14 protein-coding genes are annotated in these 18159 nt (G+C 70.8%); 2 read left to right on the plus strand and 12 right to left on the minus strand.

Annotation, left to right across the window (positions count from 1 at the left end; genetic code table 11):
- Positions 1 to 144 precede the first annotated feature (144 nt).
- On the minus strand, positions 145 to 699 hold the full coding sequence (locus AC0OO9_RS23760; RefSeq protein ID WP_484512461.1) for a GrpB family protein: 555 nt from the start codon (positions 697 to 699) through the stop codon (positions 145 to 147).
- A 57-nt stretch (positions 700 to 756) separates the two neighbouring features.
- A complete protein-coding gene (locus AC0OO9_RS23765; protein WP_484512463.1) occupies positions 757 to 1389 on the minus strand; it encodes a DUF7919 family protein in 633 nt (210 codons plus the stop codon).
- A 142-nt stretch (positions 1390 to 1531) separates the two neighbouring features.
- Between AC0OO9_RS23765 and AC0OO9_RS23770 the strand changes: the two genes are divergently transcribed.
- The gene (locus AC0OO9_RS23770) at positions 1532 to 2275 is read left to right on the plus strand and encodes an SDR family NAD(P)-dependent oxidoreductase (protein ID WP_484512465.1); all 744 of its coding nucleotides are present in this window, start codon (positions 1532 to 1534) and stop codon (positions 2273 to 2275) included.
- Between the two features lie 116 nt (positions 2276 to 2391).
- Here AC0OO9_RS23770 and AC0OO9_RS23775 read toward each other — a convergent pair whose 3' ends face one another.
- The 10 genes from AC0OO9_RS23775 to AC0OO9_RS23820 all read right to left on the minus strand — a co-directional run bounded on the left by AC0OO9_RS23775 (position 2392) and on the right by AC0OO9_RS23820 (position 12978).
- Positions 2392 to 3507: a MerR family transcriptional regulator gene (locus tag AC0OO9_RS23775; protein WP_484512467.1), complete on the minus strand. Its 1116-nt coding sequence runs from the start codon at positions 3505 to 3507 to the stop codon at positions 2392 to 2394.
- Positions 3508 to 3588: 81 nt separating this feature from the next.
- Positions 3589 to 4674: a 3-deoxy-7-phosphoheptulonate synthase gene (gene aroF, locus AC0OO9_RS23780; RefSeq protein WP_484512469.1), complete on the minus strand. Its 1086-nt coding sequence runs from the start codon at positions 4672 to 4674 to the stop codon at positions 3589 to 3591.
- Positions 4675 to 4736: 62 nt separating this feature from the next.
- Entirely contained in the window at positions 4737 to 5777 is a 1041-nt protein-coding gene (locus AC0OO9_RS23785) for a histone deacetylase family protein (RefSeq protein ID WP_484518024.1), read from the minus strand.
- Positions 5774 to 6877 carry an aminotransferase class I/II-fold pyridoxal phosphate-dependent enzyme gene (locus tag AC0OO9_RS23790; RefSeq protein WP_484512471.1) on the minus strand — a complete coding sequence of 368 codons (1104 nt, stop codon included), beginning with the start codon at positions 6875 to 6877 and terminating at the stop codon, positions 5774 to 5776. Before AC0OO9_RS23790 ends, AC0OO9_RS23785 begins: the two co-directional genes overlap by 4 nt.
- Entirely contained in the window at positions 6874 to 7509 is a 636-nt protein-coding gene (locus AC0OO9_RS23795) for a hypothetical protein (RefSeq protein WP_484512473.1), read from the minus strand. The genes AC0OO9_RS23790 and AC0OO9_RS23795 overlap by 4 nt, the downstream gene beginning before the upstream one ends.
- Positions 7506 to 7802, minus strand: a complete 297-nt coding sequence (locus AC0OO9_RS23800) for a chorismate mutase (protein ID WP_484512474.1) — start codon at positions 7800 to 7802, stop codon at positions 7506 to 7508. Before AC0OO9_RS23800 ends, AC0OO9_RS23795 begins: the two co-directional genes overlap by 4 nt.
- A gap of 35 nt (positions 7803 to 7837) precedes the next feature.
- A complete protein-coding gene (locus AC0OO9_RS23805) occupies positions 7838 to 8377 on the minus strand; it encodes a GNAT family N-acetyltransferase (protein WP_484512476.1) in 540 nt (179 codons plus the stop codon).
- Positions 8374 to 10515, minus strand: coding sequence for an aminodeoxychorismate synthase component I (gene pabB / locus AC0OO9_RS23810; protein ID WP_484512478.1), 2142 nt, complete (start codon positions 10513 to 10515; stop codon positions 8374 to 8376). Before pabB ends, AC0OO9_RS23805 begins: the two co-directional genes overlap by 4 nt.
- Positions 10516 to 10518: 3 nt before the next feature.
- A complete protein-coding gene (locus tag AC0OO9_RS23815) occupies positions 10519 to 11667 on the minus strand; it encodes an aminotransferase class I/II-fold pyridoxal phosphate-dependent enzyme (RefSeq protein ID WP_484512480.1) in 1149 nt (382 codons plus the stop codon).
- Between the two features lie 117 nt (positions 11668 to 11784).
- Positions 11785 to 12978: a cytochrome P450 gene (locus AC0OO9_RS23820; protein ID WP_484512482.1), complete on the minus strand. Its 1194-nt coding sequence runs from the start codon at positions 12976 to 12978 to the stop codon at positions 11785 to 11787.
- 1019 nt (positions 12979 to 13997) lie between these two features.
- Between AC0OO9_RS23820 and AC0OO9_RS23825 the strand changes: the two genes are divergently transcribed.
- Positions 13998 to 18152, plus strand: a complete 4155-nt coding sequence (locus AC0OO9_RS23825; protein ID WP_484512484.1) for a non-ribosomal peptide synthetase — start codon at positions 13998 to 14000, stop codon at positions 18150 to 18152.
- The last annotated feature ends 7 nt before the right edge of the window (positions 18153 to 18159 follow it).

The raw sequence follows: 18159 nt of genomic DNA on the forward strand, positions 1-18159 counted from the left end.
CGACATCGCTCGGCGGGCTGGTAGGGCCGGAAGGGCAGTGGGCAGATCGCCGTCGTCATGCCGCTGGCCGACCAGTACGGCGCTGGCGACCCTACCCGGAGGAACACAGAGACGCATGGGCAATTCACAGCGGGTGAGAGACCGTCAGGGTCTCCGGGTGTGGCTGACGGTCGGGGCTTGCGTCTTGTCGCGCGCGCCGAGGACCTCGTTGACGAAATCGTCCTTGTTGCGTGCGTAGGCCATGAGGTCAGCGCCGTGAGCGTGCGCGAGATCGCGCTTGAGGCGCTCGTACCGGGACCGGTAGTCCGCCCGGCACCGCAGCGCATCGCGGAACGCGACTCGTCGCCGCCACAACAGGGAGGTCGGCTCGGTGAGATGAAGCTGGTAGGTGCGCTCCCACCAGTTGTCGGTCTCCGGCTTGAAGAAGTAGTGCGCTTCCTCCGGACGGTGCACACCGTTGCGGTAGCCGAGAGCCGTCACCACCTCGATGGCGGCTACTGCCTCTGACAGACTGCGCACCGGCGCCATCATGTCGATGATCGGCTTTGCTGCCAGGCCGGGAACCGATGTGGAGCCGATGTGCTCGACTGGCCCGACCAGCCATTGCGCCACAGCGGTTTCGAGAATGACCCGCTCCTGCTCGAACAGCACAGCCCATTGCGGGTCGTACGGGCTGAGGGTAACCGGTGCGCCGTCCACGAGAACTGCCTTTCAGTATGTAGTACCTGCATCGCGCGGTCGCTATGCCCGGCGACTTCACCGGCCCGACGCTTCGTCGATGCCGTACCGCACCATGACGTGCAGGTCCTCGGTCAGTAGGTCCCTCGCGAGGCCACGATCCATGAACGTTGCCAACGAGCGGCCGATCTCGTCTCCTGCCACGTCGGCCAGTTCCTCGTCGTGTGCGGCGCGTCGCAGGGCGTCCAGCGCGCGCGGGTCGTTCCAGTTCGCGAGGTCGACCGCGGCCTGGCACCGGAAACCCGGGTCCCCCGACTGGTCCAGCAGCACCGCGTGCAGGCGCTCGGCGCGCCAGTCCCACGGCGGTTGCTCGGCTGCGTGTAAGCCATCGCGCAACTCCCTGGGTGGCCGGTATCCGTGCTCCTCCACGTAATGCAGGATCATCATCGGCGCGGCGTAGATCTTCCCGTCGGGCAGGTAGTAGCGGTACTCGCCGTTGCCCTCGAAGGCCCCGCAGAAGTCGCAGTCGTGCCAGCCGAGCGTGACGCTGCCGAGCCGCTGGGAGGCGGCCCTGAGCCGCACCAACTGGGCACCTGTCATCGGCGTCGCGCTGGCGCCCTGCACTCCGTGACGGCGCCCCAGCCACCCGACGGTCCGCATCGGCAGGGGAAAGCCGAGGTAGTCGTACGGCGACAGGTCGAGGTATTCCACGCCACGATCATCCGGCACGTGGAAACCGAGACCGGCCTCCCGGCAGCCCGAGCACAGGGGCGACGGCACGTGACGGTGACTCACAGAACGCGCCGTCCGATCGCCGCCAGACGGTCGGTCTCCCGCCGACCAGGCTGCTGTCATGAACAACGCACTTGACGGCAAGGTAGCTCTGGTTACTGGTGGTGGTCGTGGCATCGGCGCCGCGGTGGCGTTGCGCCTGGCGGAGGACGGCGCCGACGTGGCGTTGACGTTCCAGCAGGATCAGCAGCGCGCCGATGACGTGGTGGACCGGATCAAGGCCGCGGGACGGCGTGCCATCGCCGTGCAGGCGGACAGCGCCGACCCGGCGGCTGTGGTCGGCGCGGTCGACCGGGTCGCCGGCGAGCTGGTTCGGTTGGACATCGTGGTCAACAACGCCGGCGCGTTCCTGCTCGGACCGTTGGAGCAACTGAAGCTGGAAGAGTTCGAACAGACCGTCGCGGTCAACGTCCGGGCACCGTTCGTCGCCTCCCAGGCCGCGGTGCGACACATGTCGGCCGGTGGGCGGATCATCAACATCGGCAGCAACGTGGCAGAGCGGGCCGTCTTCCCGGGCTTCGCGCTGTACGCGATGAGCAAGACCGCCCTGATCGGCCTGACCAAAGCACTCGGACGCGAACTCGGCGGCAGAGCGATCACCGTGAATCTGGTGAATCCAGGGGCCACGGATACGGAGCTGAACCCGGCCGACGGCCCCAACGCCGACACGATCAACGGGTTCACCGCCCTCGGCCACTACGCGGACCCGGCCGACGTGGCCGCTGCGGTGGCGTTCCTCGCCAGTGCCGACGGGCGCTACGTCACCGGGGCGACGATCAACGTGGACGGCGGCTTCACCATCTGATCACCGGCTCGCCGCCGCCCTGTCCACCCTTGCACCACAGCTACGGCCCGTTCCCCCGTCGGGAACGGGTCGTAGCACTGCCGGTCACCCGGAGCACCCGCATGCCGCACGGCGGTTCAGGCCACGAGCAGGCGGAGGCCGAGCTCTGCCGTGTCGAGGGCGAGGAGGTCGCGGTTGCGTTCGGCCCACCGGCCTGAGGCGAGGTCTTTGCGGAGGTTGCGGACCGCCCGTTGCTCAGCCTGTGGTCCGACTCTGGTCCACACCGAGACCGCGCGGCGGACATGTTCGTCGAGGTACGCCTCGGGCCGGCGCCAGTGTGCCTCGAAGAAGCCGTCGGCGCAGTCCCACGGGACGAGCAACGGCTCCGCGCGTCCTCCGATCGCGCTGGTCAGGTCGGCCAGTGAGGGCCAGCCGACGAGAAGGTTCGCGAACTCGGGCAGGTAGTCGCGGGTGAGCCAGAACCGTTCACGCCAGCCGGTGTCATCCGCGTCGTACGTGAAGACCACCACGCGGCGGGCCACCCGCCGCATCTCACGCAGCCCGGCGACCGGGTCCGGCCAGTGGTGGAGGGTGCTGACGGCCATCGCGGCGTCGAAGGACTGGTCCTCGAACGGCAGATTCTCCGCATGGGCGGCCACGCACGGTGCCGCGCCTGCGGGACGCTGCGCCCGCATGACCGCCGACGGTTCCACCGCCGTGACGTCCCGGTCGGGTGGTTCGTAGGAGCCGGTGCCAGCCCCGACGTTCAGCACCGTCCGCGCGTCCCCGAGCGCGTCCCAGATGCGGGCGGCGATCCGCGGCTCCGTGCGCCGCGTCGCCGGGTAGGCAGAGCCGATGGCGTCGTACAACTGTGCGCCGAACATTTTCAGCTGCTCCTCCGGCGTCGTCCTGATCCCCATCGCCCGTGCCTCCAGTTCCCTGTCTATGGCCGTCACCATGGCGGCAGCGCGGTCGCGCTGGTCCACCAGCAGGCCGCGCAGCCGGCACAGGTGCGCGACCGCGTCGGTGGCCGGGTCGTCGACCAGATCCGCGATCTCCCGCAACCCGAAGCCGAGCCGCCGGTAGGCGAGCACCTCCCGCAGCCGCTCCACATCGCCCGCGGAGTAGGCCCGGTGCCCGGCCGCGGTCCGCGTGGACGGCTCCAGGAGGCCGATCTCGTCGTAGTGATGCAGGGTGCGGACGCTGACCCCGGCCAACTCCGCCACACGCCCCACCGTCAGGTGCTCCTCCACGCCCCCGACTATGTGGCATGACGTCGCGTGAGGAGCAAGCGCTTCGCTGCCGGCGCGTGGCGGGCGGCGGGACCGGCGTCCCTACGACAGGGCCGAGGAACGCGGGTCACCCCGGTGCCGGTCCGCCCTGCGCGCCGGTTCCGGGTCGGCCGGGAAAGCGGGAAGCGGGGCCAGGAGCGGTCGACCCAACCCGGTGAGGAGCTTCGCGAGCCGATCGGCGAAGTGCAGCCATTCGGCCGGGCGCAGCGCCTGATCGGCGTCGCACCGCGCAGTCGCTGCGTCGCTGTGGACGTCGATGAGCAGGCCGTCGGCGCCGGCGGCTGCGGCAGCCAGTGCCATGGGCTCGACGAGCCCCCGGTTACCGGTGCCGTGGCTCGGGTCGACGAGGACGGGGAGGTGACTGAGCTGCTTCACCATGGGGACCGCGCTCAGGTCCAGGGTGAAGCGGGTCGCCCCTTCGAAGGTGCGGATCCCCCGCTCACAGAGCACGACGTGGGGATTGCCCCGAGCCAGCACGTACTCGGCCGCGTAGAGCCATTCCTTGAGCGTGCACCCGAAGCCCCGCTTCAGCAGGACCGGCAGGCCGGTCTCGGCGACCGCCGCCAGGAGCGAGAAGTTCTGCGCGTTGCGGGTGCCGATCTGCAGCATGTCGGCGTGCTCGGCGACCAGCCGGGCATGCCCGGGCTCCACCACCTCGGTGACCACCGGCAGCCCCACCTCGCGGCCGGCCTCGGCGAGCATCCGTACGCCATCCAGGCCCAGGCCCTGGAAGTCGTACGGTGACGTACGCGGCTTGAAGCCGCCGCCGCGCAGCGCCCCGGCGCCGCCCCGGCGCACCAGGTCGGCGCAGTCGGACACCTGTTCGCGGCCCTCGACCGCGCAGGGCCCGGCGATCACGACGAACCCCTCACCACCGATGCCCAACTGCGGGCCGAGGAACACGACCGAGCCGTCCGGCACGACGTCCCGGCTGGCCAGCGGTGGGTTCGCGTGCGACATGAGCACCTGCTCGACGCAGTCCAGCGCGGACAGCCGGTGGGTCAGCAGCACGTCCCCGTCGGGGAGGAACGCCACGGGCCGACCGCCGAGCACACAGGTCACGGGCGAGTGGGGGAGCGCGGCGGCGGCCCGTAGGGAGGATGCGTCGGGATGCGTGCCACTTTTCATGATGACGAGCACTGTGCCTCCGTGCCGGTGCGCTGGATGGGCGGAAGAGTGGGCGGACGGGTTCAGGACACCGCTGCGGGCAGGTGCAGTGCGCCGCGGAAGAACGCCCCGATCTGTTCCTCGAGCCGGGCGAGCGCGTAGCCGCCCTCCTGTACCACCAGGAGCGGCCGACCGAGGGCGACGAGGCTCCTGCCCAGGTGCCACAGATCCTCGTCACCGACGTCGAACGTCCCGACCGGATCGTCGGCGGCGATGTCCAGCCCGAGCGACACCACGACCGTCGCCGGATCGAACCTGAGCACCCGCTCCAGCAGCCGGTCGACGGTGGCGCGGTAGCGGAGGCCGTCGGTGCCGTCGGGCAGCGGCAGGTTGAGGGTGGTGTCGCGGGCGTCGCCGATGCCCACCTCGTCGGGGAATCCGGAGAAGAACGGGAAGTGCCGGTCGGGGTGGCCGTGCACGGACCCGTAGAACACCTGGGGGTCGGCCCAGAAGACGTCCTGGGTGCCGTTGCCGTGGTGGAAGTCCAGGTCGACGACGGCAACCCGGCCCAGCTCCCGCAGGCTCGCCGCAGCCAGTGCGGCGTTGTTGAGGTAGCAGAACCCGCTGAAGTCCGCCCCTGCCGCGTGATGCCCCGGCGGCCGGCAGAGCCCGTAGACCAGCCCGGTGCCGCCGCGGATCAGGTCGGCGCCGGTCAGCGCGAGGTCTGCCGCCTCCCGGGCGGCCGACCACGTCGCCGCCATGATCGGCGAACAGGTGTCCCGGCAGTAGTATCCGGCCAGCACCCGGGCCGAGGCGTCCGCCCCGATCCGGGCCGGGCCTCCGCGCGGGCCGAAGCTGTCCGGTATGACCGGACCGGGCCGACCCTCTTCGCTCCATCGGGCGTAGGCGGTGGCGAGGAAGCGCAGCATTCCGGGGTCGTGCACGGTCAGCAGCGCCTCCTCGCCGTGCGCGGTCGGTGCGACGACGCGGGTGCCCACGGAACGGACGCCCCGCAGCAGCGCGTCGACCCGTTCCGGCCGGTCCAGCACGTCGACGATCTGCCCGTCGTCCACCTGGTGCGAGGGATCGTGCTTGCGGTGCTCCCGCCCCAGCACCGTCGTCATGTTCGACACGGCACCCCCTCCTCGTGTTGGTACAGGGAAATCTCCTCGAGCACGTGCAGGAGCCGTTCCGTGTCCGGGCTGGTGGTGGCGGTGATTCGGATGCCGTGCCCGGGGTAGGCGCGTACCGCTATGCCGGCGGCGGCCAGCCGTAGCGCGACCGCGGCGGCGTGTCGCTCGAGTGCCAGCCAGACGAAGTTCCCCTGGGAGGGCACGACCGGCCAGCCCGCCGTGTGGAGCCGGGCGGTCATGCTCTCCCGCTCGGAGACGATGCGGCGTACGCGGCGGGTGATCTCGGGTTCGTCGTGCAGCGCGGCCACCGCCGCGGCCTCGGCGACCCGGCTCAGGCCGAACGGCAGCATCACATTACGTAGCGCCGCACTGACCACGGGATGGGCGACGGCGTACGCCACCCGGAGGCCGGCCAGACCGTACGCCTTGGAGAAGGTGCGCAGCACGCACAGGTTGCCCCGCTCGGGCAGGGCCCGCAGCCCGTCCGCGAGGTCCGGCGCCGTACCGAACTCGTGGTACGCCTCGTCGAGGACGACGGTGACCTGCGGGGGGACCGCGTCCAGGAACCGTTCCAGCGCCTCCTGTGTGAAGGCCGTACCGGTGGGGTTGTTCGGATTGCACAGGAACACCAGGCGGGTCCCTGGGCCGACCCGGTCGGCGATGTCGTCGAGGTCCAACCGGTGCTCGCGGAGCGGGGACCGCACGGGCACCGCCTCGTGCAGCAGGGCGTCCACGAGATAGTCGTCGAACGAGGGCCAGGGCAGGACCACCTCGTCACCGGGGCCGGCGGTCGCGTGGACCAACCCGCGGCACAGGGCGACCAGCCCGGGGCCGGCGACGACCATCTCCGCCGGCACCTCGCGACGGCTGGCCAGCAGGGCGGTCAGCTCCACGTTGTCCATCGAGGGGTAGCGGTGGCCGTCCCGGCAACTACGCAGGATCGCCTGCTGCACCGCCTCGGTGGGTCCGTACGGGTTCTCGTTGAGGCCCATCCGGTGCGTGGTGGGGCCGGCGAGCGCCAGGGGCGGCAGCGGTTCGTCGGGCTCGGCGAAGGAACGCAGGGCGGGATCATGGCGCTGCCGGTCCGTCACCGCGGTCCCTCCGCCCGGTCCCCGGGGTCCGGGTCCTCGCCGATCACGGGCAGCGGCGGCAGCCGGTGGGCTACCCGCTGCGGACGGCCGAAGACCAGCCAGCAGCAGAGGACCGGGCCGATCGTGGCCACCAGGTCCAACTCGTCGCGGTGCTCGTGGTAGCCCGGCATGGAGACGATGGCCGCATCCGACCGGCCGGCGAGCGTGTGGCGCAGGGCGATCGGCTTGGCCGAGACGTAGTCCACCCGCGAGAAGTCGGCGAGATCCAGGTAGCCGCGGGTGGCCGGCATGAGGGCGATGCTGGTCGGGCGGGCCACGTCGGCCCGCTTGACCAGCGCCAACGGCATCGTGGGCAGCGCGAAGAAGTCCACCATCGAGACCCTCCGCCAGTCGCGGGTCACCAGCAGGTCCACGTCCTGGTGGGCACTGTTGACCACCAGCAGCCGGAGGCCGTCGCCGGCGAGGAAATCGCCCGCCGCCGCGAACTCGGCGAGCAGGTGGATGGAGTGCCGGCCGTCCAGGCGGGTGCGGGCGTACTCGCGGGCGGCCCGTTCGTGGTCCGTCCCGGCGGGGCCGAGCGTGCCGAGCGACCAGGTGGCGGGCAGGGTGGGCGACGCCGCCGGCGCGGTCACTGCTGTGTTCCTGCCGGATCGTTGGCCATCAGCTCGTCCTCGAGGCGGCAGGCCGTCTCGATCAGCTCCGCCGCGATCCGATCCAGCAGGTCGTCGGGGATGCCGTGGGCGAGGCCGTAGGCGGCGTACCGGCTGCGTACGAACGAGACGCGGTCACTCTGCATCATCGGTACGCCGCTGGCCTGCTTGTGCCGCGCGATCCTGCGGATCACTTCGAACCGGCTCTTGATGGCCTCGAGAATGCGGAGGTCGACCACGTCCAGCTCGTGACGCAGCCGGTCCAACTCGTCCAATGGGGATCCTTCTCTCGAGTAGCGATCCTCGTGCCTCATGCCGTGTCACCGCTCTGTAGACGCATTCGCAGGCCGAGCGAGCGGAAGCCCTGCCGGGAGTAGAAGGAGCGGGTCCGCGGCTCCTGCGCGAACCGGTGCGAGGGAAGACCCACCTCGACCGTCCGGATGCCCGCGGTGGCGAGCTCCCCGAGGAGACCGGAGACCAGCGCCGCGCCCACGCCGGCACCGCGGGCCCGCGGGCTCACGAACAACTCCTCGATGAGCGCGTAGCGGCCCGCCGTCCGCACCGCGAACGGGAAGCTCGCCGTGAGGATGCCCACCGGCACGTCGCCACGGGACGCCCGCGCCGGGGCGTGGTCCACGTCGGCGAGGAGGACGAGCCCGCGGGACGGGTCGCCGAGCAGCTCTTCGGCGGCGCTCCGGCTCGCGTCGGCGAGGGTACGGTCGGGGACGCCCGAGAGTTCCCGGAGCAACCGGGTGACCACCTCCACCACCAGGTCGACGTCCGAGGGGGCCGCCCGTCGTACGACCGTCTCCTGCCGGTGCGGCTCGCCGGGCTGGTCGGTGCCGGTCACGGGTGCGGCCTCTCGTCCATGGCCGTGGCGTTGACCGCGTTGAGCACCGACTGCGCCTTGAGCGTGACCTCCGCCCATTCCCGTTCCGGGTCGGAGAGGATGGTGAGGGCGCCGCCGGCCCCGACCGTGGTCGTCCCGTCGTGGTGCACCAGGGTGCGGATCACGATGTTGAAGTCGGCCGAGCCGTCGAGGCCGAAGTATCCGATCGTCCCGGAGTAGATCCCCCGCGCCTGTCCTTCGAGTTCGTCGATGATCTGCATGGTGCGCACCTTCGGCGCGCCGGTCATGGATCCGCCGGGGAAGGACGCCCTCATGCAGTCCACGGCGGTCCGGCCCGGTGCCAGTCTTCCTTCGATCTTCGACACCATCTGGTGCACCGTCTCGAACGACTCGATCGACATCAGGGCGGGCACCCGGATCGAACCCGGCTGGCAGACCCGCCCGAGGTCGTTGCGGATCAGGTCCACGATCATGAGGTTCTCGGCGCGTTCCTTGGGGTCGGCGGCGAGCGCGCCGGCCAGCCGCCGGTCCTCGGCGGGCTCCGGGCTGCGGGGGCAGGTGCCCTTGATGGGCTTCGCGGTGACCGTGCCGTCCGCGCAGACCTTCAGGAAGCGTTCGGGGGACGACGACGAGACCTTCGTGTCGCCGAAGTCGAGGTAGGAGGCGTACGGTGCCGGATTGATCCGTCGTAGTCGCCGGTACGCCGTGAACGGTTCGAGGGCGAGTTCGACCTGGAACTGTGTGGTCAGGCAGACCTCGTAGGTCTCGCCCTCGCGCAGCAGTTCCCGGGACGTGTGGATGTCCTTCAGGTACTGGGCGCGCCCGCGCAGCGGATACGCGGGCGTCGCCGCCGACGTGGCAAGGTCCGTCAGCTCCGGCGGCCGCACGCCCCGCAGCGGTTCCAGCAGCGCGGTGGTGCGGTCCAGCCAGTCGGCGGCGTCCTCCTCCTGACCGGCGATGGCCAACGCCAGCAGATGGACCTCGTCGCGTTCGTGGTCCAGGACGACCAGCCGGTCGGCCATGATCAGGGCGGCGTCGTCCGTGGCCGTGCTGTGCAGGCAGCCCGTCGCCTCGTCGGTGGTGCACTCGTAGCCCAGCCAGCCGACGTAGCCGCCGACGAAGTCGAACGGAAGGCCGGCGGTCTCCTCGGCGTCGAGCCGAAGTCCGGCGAGGCGCCCGGCAACGTAGTCGAGCACGTGGGTGTCGGGCAGCACGCGGTGCCGGCCGCCGGCCTCCACCCGGGTCGTGCGCGTCGTCGTCCTGTAGCGCACCACCTCGCTCAGCGGCCCGCCCGGGAAGCAGACCAGGTAGGAGAAGCGTCCGGTGTCGTGACCGGCGCGGGCGCTGTCCAGCCACGCCGCCGCCGAGCCGACGTGCAGCCGCAGGAAGGCCAGCTCGGCGTCGATCGGTCCGCGCAGCGTGCGGCGGGCGACCCGTAACCGTTCCGCCCCGCCCGCCGTGGGCCGGGCGTCGGCGCGGACCCGGTCCGGCAGCGCCCAGGGCCGTCTCGTCCGGCGCCGCGCCCGGCGCTGTTCCCGTGCCCAGGACCGGGTCAGGTCGTGGAAGTTGCGGATGATCCGGTCGCCGTGCTCGGTCAGGATCGACTCCGGATGGAACTGCACGCCGTAGCGGGGACGGTCGGTCGCGGCGAGCCCCATCAGCGTTCCGTCGTCCGCCCAGGCGGTGGCGCGCAGCCCCGGTGGCAGTGGCTCCCCGATGGCCAGGGAGTGGTAGCGGACCACCGCGAAGTCCTGCGGTATGCCCGCGAAGAGCTCGCCCTCGTGGCGGACGGTGCTCAGCCGGCCGTGCATGACCTCGCCCGCCGGTGCGGTGCGAGCGCCGTAGCTGACGGCGATGCCCTGGTGCCCCAGGCAGATCCCGAGCAAGGGCACCGTCGCCTCGGCGATGGCCTCGTGACACACGCCGAAGTCGCCGGCGTTCTCCGGGCGGCCCGGACCGGGGGAGATCACGATGTTGTCCGGGTCGAGTGCGACCAGTTCCGCCCAGGTGTACTCGTCGTTGCGCACCACGATCGGGTCGCGGCCGTTCACCGAGGCGAGCTGGTGGAAGAGGTTGTACGTGTACGAGTCGTAGTTGTCGATCAGGAGGGTCCGGATCGGCTCGTCTGTCACGGTCATCCTCTAACCACCGCTCACCTTGAGCTCCGGGGCAGCCTCGGTCAGGAACTGATCGAGGCGCTCCAGCGCCTCCGGCATGTTGCTGCGGCCGTAACCGATCCGGACGTACCCGTCCGGTTCGTCGAACACGTCACCCGGCAGCAGCAGCACGCCGGCCCGGCGCCGCACGAGGTCCACGAACTCGCGACTCGACATGCCGATCCTGAAACGGGGGAATGCCACCGTGCCCGCGCCCGGTCGGTTCCAGCTCACCAGGTCCCGGTGGCGGGCGAAGAACTCGTCCAGCAGCGGCAGGTTCGCGCGGACGATGCCCCTCGGACGGGCCAGCACCTGTTCGGCGTTGCGCAACGCCATCAGGGCCAACAACTCGCTCGGCGCGGCGGCGCAGATCGTGGTGTAGTGCTTCATTCCCGCGGCCCGCCGCAGCAGGTCCGAGTTCTTGCTGGCCAGCCAGCCGATCCTGGCCCCGGGCAGCCCGTAGACCTTGGAGACCACACCGATCGAGACGCCGGTGTCGGACACCTCGACCGCGGCCGGGAGCCGGTCGGCCACGTCGTGTTCGAGCAGCCGGTAGATCTCGTCGCTCACGAGCGTCGCACCGATGTCGTCGGCGAGCTGCCTCAGCCTGGCGAACTCGGCCTGGGTGGGCAGCGCCCCGGTGGGGTTGTTCGGGGCGTTCACCACGATCATGCGGGTGTCCTCCCGCACGGCGTCGACGATCCGCGAGACGTCGAAGCCGAAGCCGAAGCCGTCGCCGACGTCCATCCGTACCCGGGTGACGTCGGCGCCGGCCGCCTCCGCCACCTCGTACAGGGGCTGCCAGCACGGCGTCGCCACCACCACGTGGTCCCCGGGGCTCAACTCGGCGTTCATCATGCAGAAGATCGCGTCCTGGGCACCGGAGAAGACCAGGACGTTCTCTGCCGCCACCCCGTCGTACTGGGCGGCGATGGCCTCGCGCAGCAGCGGGTGGCCCCACGTCTCGGTGTAGCCGAGGACGAGGTTGTCCCAGAGCTTCCGGCTCTCCGGGTCGGCCATCTCGACCAGGTCCCGCATCGGCAGTGCCTCGGCGTCGGAACCGCACATCACGTACCTGGTCACGAATTCGTACTCGGCGAAGAAGGTCTCGATTTTCAACTCGGCGATGCGCACGAGGGTCTCCTGTTGCGAGAGGTTTCACGGACGTGGCGGGGCGCGGGACGCGTCACTGGTGGGGTGCCCGACGGGCCACCTCGCAGCTCGCGTCCGCCGACGGGGGGTACGGAGGGATCAGCGCGGGTCGAGCCGGACGTGCAGGTCGCGTAGCCCGTTGATCGTGGTCGACGCCATCCGCCGTGGCGGAGTGAGGATCTCCGCGCTCGCGACGCGTGCGACAAGTTCCTCGAGGAAGACCGAGAGTTCCAGCCTGGCCAGGGCCGAGCCCAGGCAGAAGTGCGAGCCACTGCCGAGGGCGAGGTGTTCGTTGGGCGTGCGCCCGAGGTCGAGCCGGTCGGGGTCGGCGAACGCCCGCTCGTCGAAGTTCGCCGAGGCGTACCAGATCACCACGTCGTCGTTCGCGCGGATGGTGCGCCCCTGGAGTTCGAGGTCGTGGCGTGCCCGCCGGATGACGTGCTTGCTCGGCGTGGTCCACCGCAGGATCTCGTCGACCGCCGGCCGTACCAGCCGAGGGTCCTGGCGCAGCCGGTCCCACTGGTCCGGAAACTCGATTAGGGCCAGCAGGGCGCCGGCGGCGGCGTGCCGGGTGGTCTCGTTGCCGCCGAGCATCAGCAGATCGAAGAAGAGCAGCACCTCCTCCTCGGTGAGCTCGCCCTTCTCCTCCGCCTGGATGAGCTGGCTGATGACGTTGTCCCCGGGTTCCGCCGGAGCCTGCGTCATCAGCTCGCGGCAGTAGAGCAGCAGCGCGCTGTGCGCCTGGGTCACGGCGGCGCGTCCCACCTCGTCGGTGGCCTCCACCGTGGCGCAGGCGGCGCTGGTCATCTCCAGCATCCGGTTCCAGTCGTCGGGCGGCACGTCCAGCAGGGCGGAGATGGCCGCGACCGGCAGCACCGAGATGACCTTGACGAGGTCGCAGCTGGTCGTCTCCAACGCGGTCTCGATGGCGTCGGCGGCCACCGCCCGCAGGTACGGCTCCAGCTGGTTGATCCGACGCGGGGTGAAGCTACGGCTGACCAGGCGGCGCAACTGGGTGTGCCGGGGCGGGTCGCTGACGTTCATGACCTTCCCCGCGGCCGGGTCACCATGCACGCGCTGCGGTCCCAGGACGTTGGCCTGCACGGACGTGAAGGAGACGGTGTCCTTCTGCACCCGTACGCAGTCGTCGTACCTGGTCACGGACCAGAAACCGGGCTCCAGTTGCGGCGCAGTCCACATCACCGGCGCGTGGTCGCGCAGCTTGCGGAAGGCGGGCCGCAAATCGTCCACATGTACGCCGGCATCAGCGAGATTGATGGTGTTGTCGTCCATTCCCCGTTCCTCCCCGTGGGCAGACCGGTCACGTCGAACGGAATTACCGATTGTTCCCGGAAGGGTCAAGGCGTGACCGCCTGCCGCGAACGTTCGAATCGCCGCACCGTTCGATGGAATCAGCTGGGCGGACCGATGGTGGCACGAAATTGTCCCGGCAAGCGGTGGATGGGCTGACCAATCTGCCTGCCGAGGCGTGCTGACCGTATGTCGCCGCGCTACTCCTCGCGCCGCTGTCGAGATCCCATCATGTCCAAGCCGTGCAGTGCTGTCAATATGAAGAAACGGGCACAAGGGCGTTTCCGCGGGTGCGGTGCGCCACTTCGGCATCGGGAGGGATCGGCCCGATACGCGAGGATCGCGCTCGCGCGGCGTGGCGGTGCCGGCCGGGATCGGGCCCCTGCTCAAGCCCCGTACGCAGGGCCGATCCGGCGGCTGCCGGCCGGCGACCGAGCGGCTTGGGTGCCCTGCAACGGAGGCTTGCGGAGGCTATGGGGCGGCGGTATCGTCAGCGCCGCACAGAGGGCGTTGAAGGTTGACGATGCGCTGCTGCGCCGCCGGACGAACCATTTCATGGCAGTCCTGCGCTGCGGTGCCGGCGACTTCCTTCTCTCGTCCCGAGTGCTTCAACGGGGAGGAAGTGTTGTGGGTGTTTTTGTCTTGCGTCAGCCGGTGTCGGAATCCCGTGTCGGATGCCCGCCTGTTTCCCTGACGCGTCGTCGTCATGCGAATGGCCCTTCGCTCTGATCGGTCGGGCTTCGTCGAACCAGGGTCGTTCCCGGTTCAATTATCGTCGAGTGGTCTTTTTGAGCCGCTGCGGATGTCTGTGATCGTCGGTTCCTTCGGGGTGCCCGTTTTCGGGGCCCGCCGTCCGGCATCCGTCGGCTTTCGTATCTCCCGCTGAATCAGCGCCCCCGTCATCGGGCACCGTTTGCCCGTGGCGGACCGGACCGTGCGCGATCTCCGCCTGGAAACGATCTTCCAGTCGACGTCCGCCTGCCAGAAGGGACCCCCAGCACATGTCGCCACAGGAGAAACGACTTGCCGCGCCCGCGGCGGCCGACCGCCGTGCACTGGAGGCGGAACTCCTGTTCAGGGCAGCTCGCAGGCAGCGGGGGGATCAGCTCGTCGCCCGCGGGGCCGACGAGCCCGTGCCGCTGGCGCTGCCGCAACGTCGCCTGTGGTTCTTCCATGAACTGACCCGCGGCCAGTCCCTCTACCAGTCGTCGGTCTGCTTCCGTCTACGCGGCCGCCTGGACCTCGGCAGCCTCCGGGCGGCCATCGAGGCGGTGGTCCGCCGCCACGAGGCACTGCGCACCAGGATCGACACCGATCCGGCGGGCGAGCCGGTCCAGCAGTTCCCCACCGACCGACCGGTTCCCGTGATCGTCACCGACCTGCGTGACCGGCTGCCCGAGGACCGCCCGCAGGCCCTCCGGGAGGAGATGACCGCCACCGTCCAGGAACCGTTCGACCTGCACCGGGACCTTCCGGTACGGGCACGCGTCGTCCGGGTGGACGAGGACGAGCACCTGTTGGTGATCGCGCTGCACCACATGGTCTCCGACGGGCGTTCGCTGGAGGTCCTGTGCCGGGACCTCGCCGCCTACTACCGGGCCGGCGTCCTGGGCACCGACCCGGAACTGCCCGTGCTGCCCGTGCAGTACGGCGACTTCGCCCGGTGGCAGCAGCGCCAGCAGGATTCCCCGGCGTGGCGCAAGCAGGTGGAGTACTGGCGGACCCGACTGGCCGACGCCCCCCGTGTCCTGGCCCTGCCGCTGGACCGCCCCCGCGGCCAGCGCCAGAGCTACCGCGGCCGGGTGGTGCCGATGAGTATTCCGGCCGACCTGGTCGAGCGGGCGCGGCTGCTCAGCGGCCAGTCCGGTTGCACGCTCTACATGACCCTGCTCACCGCGTTCCACGTCCTGCTGCACCGCTACAGCGGGGACGACACCGTCGTGGTGGGCATGCCGGTCGCCGGCCGCAACCAGCGCAAGGTGGAGAACCTGGTCGGGTTCTTCGTCAACTCGCTCGCCATCCGGCTGGACTTCTCCGCCGACGACTCCTTCCTGGACTTGCTCGACCAGGCCCGCGACACGATCGTCGCCGCGATGGACCACCAGGACGTGCCCTTCGACATGGTCGTCGAGGCTCTCGGGGGCGAACGGGACCTCTCGCACAACCCGGTCTTCCAGACCATGTTCCAGGCCAACGTCGACCCGGTCGCGGGCGTGGAACTGGAAGGGCTGACCGCCGAGCGGGTGTGGCCCGGCGCGGCCATGAGCGACTTCGACGTGAGCGTCTACCTCGCCGGTGCCGGGGACGGCGGCCTCACCGGCTGGTTCGAGTACGGCACCGACCTGTTCGACCACTCCACGATCGAGCAGATGGTCGCCCACTACGTGGCCCTGGTGGGCGCGCTCCTCGCACGGCCCGACCGTCCGGTCACCCAGGTCGCCTTCCTCTCCGAGGAGGAACGACGCCGCATCGTGCGGGAGTGGGGGGAGACCGGCCGGGCCGAGACGCCCGACCGGTTCTGCCACGAATACCTGGCCCTGCACGCCCACAGGACACCGGAGGCGACCGCGCTGGAGTGCGGCGACCAACGCGTCACGTACGCCGAGTTGGCCGACCGCACCGACCGCTTGGCCGCGGCGCTGCGGGACCGCGGCGCGGTTCGTGACGGCGTGGTGGCGGTCATGTTGGCGCCCTCGATCGAGGCGATCACGACCATCATCGCGATCCTCAAGTCGGGGGCCGGCTACCTGGCGATCGATCCGAGGTACCCGGCGCCGTGGATCGAGTACGTGCTCAGCGACTCGGGCGCGGCGATGGTCGTCACCGACGACGCGCACGCCGAGGCGGTCCGGGGGCTGGCGCCCACGGTCCTGTTCCGCGCGCTCGACGCGCCGACCGGCGGCACCGGGAGCGCGCCGGCCGGCGGACGGGTCGCCGGCGGCGACCTCGCCTGCGTGCTCTACACCGGCGGCTCGACCGGCCGGCCGAAGGGCGTGCTCATCGAGCACCGGAACCTGGCGCACCACGCGGCCTTCGGCTTCACGCCCATGGGGATCAGCGCCGCGGACCGGTGCCTGCAGTTCGCGTCCCTCAGCTTCGACGCGTCGTTGGAGGAGATCCTCTTCGCGGTGACCACCGGAGCCACCCTCGTGCTCCGCGGCCCCGACTTCGACCTCAGCCCCTCGCGGTTCGCGCAGTGGTGCCTCGACCGGCGGATCAGCGTGCTGTCGCTGCCGACATCCTACTGGCACGAACTCGTCGATTCCGGCGCCACGGCGGCACTCGTCGCCTGCCCGGAGCTGCGGGTGATCACCATCGGCGGCGAGGCCGCCGCGGCGGACCGCATCCGCCGCTGGCACGACGAGGGAGGGGGCCGCGTCCGCCTGCTCAACGGCTACGCGCCCAGCGAGTGCACGATCTCCTCCTCGTGGTCCGAACTGACCCCGGACCGGATCGGCGGGCACGTCCCGATCGGGCGGCCGGTCACCAACTGCCAGATGTACGTCCTGGACGAGGCGGGCCAGCCGGTCGGCGCCGGGGTGGTCGGCGAGCTGTACGTGGGCGGCGGAGGAGTCAGCCGCGGATACGTTGGGCGGCCGGACCTGACCACCGCGGCCTTCCTGCCCCACCCGTTCAGCGACCAGCCCGACGCCCGGTTGTACCGGACCGGTGACCGCGCCCGCTACCTGCCCGACGGCAGCCTGACCGTGCTCGGCCGGCTCGACGACCAGATCAAGTTGCGCGGCTACCGGATCGAGCCCGGCGACATCGAGGCCACTCTGCGGCACCACCCGCTGGTGCGGGACGCCCTGGTACGCGTCCGCGAGGACAACCCCGGCGACCGCCGGCTGGTGGCCTACGTGGTACCGGACGCCGGCACGTCGGTGGCGGAGTTGGAGTCGATGTCGGCGGTCCTGCGCGACGGGCTGCTCGACCAGTTGCCCGGCTACCTCGTCCCGTCGGTGTTCGTCGTCCTGGACCGGCTGCCCCGTACCCCCTCCGGCAAGCTCGACCCGAGCCGGCTGCCCGCACCACGGCGCGCGGCCGGCGGGCGGCAACGGGCGGCCGTCCGGAGCACCACGGAACTTCGCCTGCTGGCGCTCTGGCGGCAACTGCTCAACAAGCCGGACGTGGGCGTACAGGACGACTTTTTCCAACACGGCGGGCATTCGTTGCTGGCGGTGCAACTGGTGGCCCGCATCGAGCGGGACTTCGGTCGCAGCATGCCGGTGAGCGCCCTCTTCCCCCAGGCGACGGTCGCCCGGGTGGCGCGGAAGCTGGAGGAGGAGGAGCCTGCGACGGCCAGCTCGGTGGTCGTACCCCTGCGGGTCGCCGCGGAGGCCGGCACCGTCGTGCTGGCACCCCCCGTGGGTGGCGACGTGGTGGCGTACACCGCGCTCGCCTCGGCCCTGCCGCCGCTCAACGTGCTGGCCCTGCGCTCGCCGGGCCTCGAGCCGGACGGCGTCCTGCACCGTGACCTGGATTCGCTGGCGGCCGACTTCGTGGCGGAGATGCGGGCGGCCGGCGTGTCGCAGCCGACGTTGCTGGGCGGCTGGTCCCTGGGGGGTGTGACGGGACTGGCGATGGCGCAGCAGCTCGCGGACGAGACGGGTTTCGCGCCGACCGTGCTGGTCATCGACGGGGTGTGGGGTCTCCGCGAGGGCGTGCTCTCCGACGGCGAGGTCGAGGCGTTCATCCTCTCCGCGTTCGTCCGGGACGTTCGGCGGACCCTCGGCGCGCTCCTGCCCGGCGCGCCGGCAGACACCGCTCAGCCCGACACGCTGGACGGCCTGGAGCGGGAGTTGGTCACCGCCGGCCTCGTCGACGCGGAGACCAGCACGGAGTGGATACGACGGCGGTTCGACGTCTTCGCGGCCAACGTCCGCGCCGTGGCCGAGCACCGGCCCCGACGCTATCCCGGGCACGTGCTGCTGCTGCTGGCCGAGGAGCGCACCGATCACGAGCAGGTCGTCGCCGACTGGAGCTCGGTGGCGGGCGGCGGATTGACCGTCCGCACCATCACCGGTGACCACTACTCGGTGGTGAGTCCTGACGGGATTGCGGAAATTCGCGGCGTCCTTGCCCAACTGTTGGGCCAAGATGGAGGGCTTGTGCCCGCCGCCGTGGCGCGGCACGGCGCAGTCCGTTCGGTCTGAGGAGGCC

The organism is Micromonospora sp. USAFONa4 (assembly GCF_057197825.1).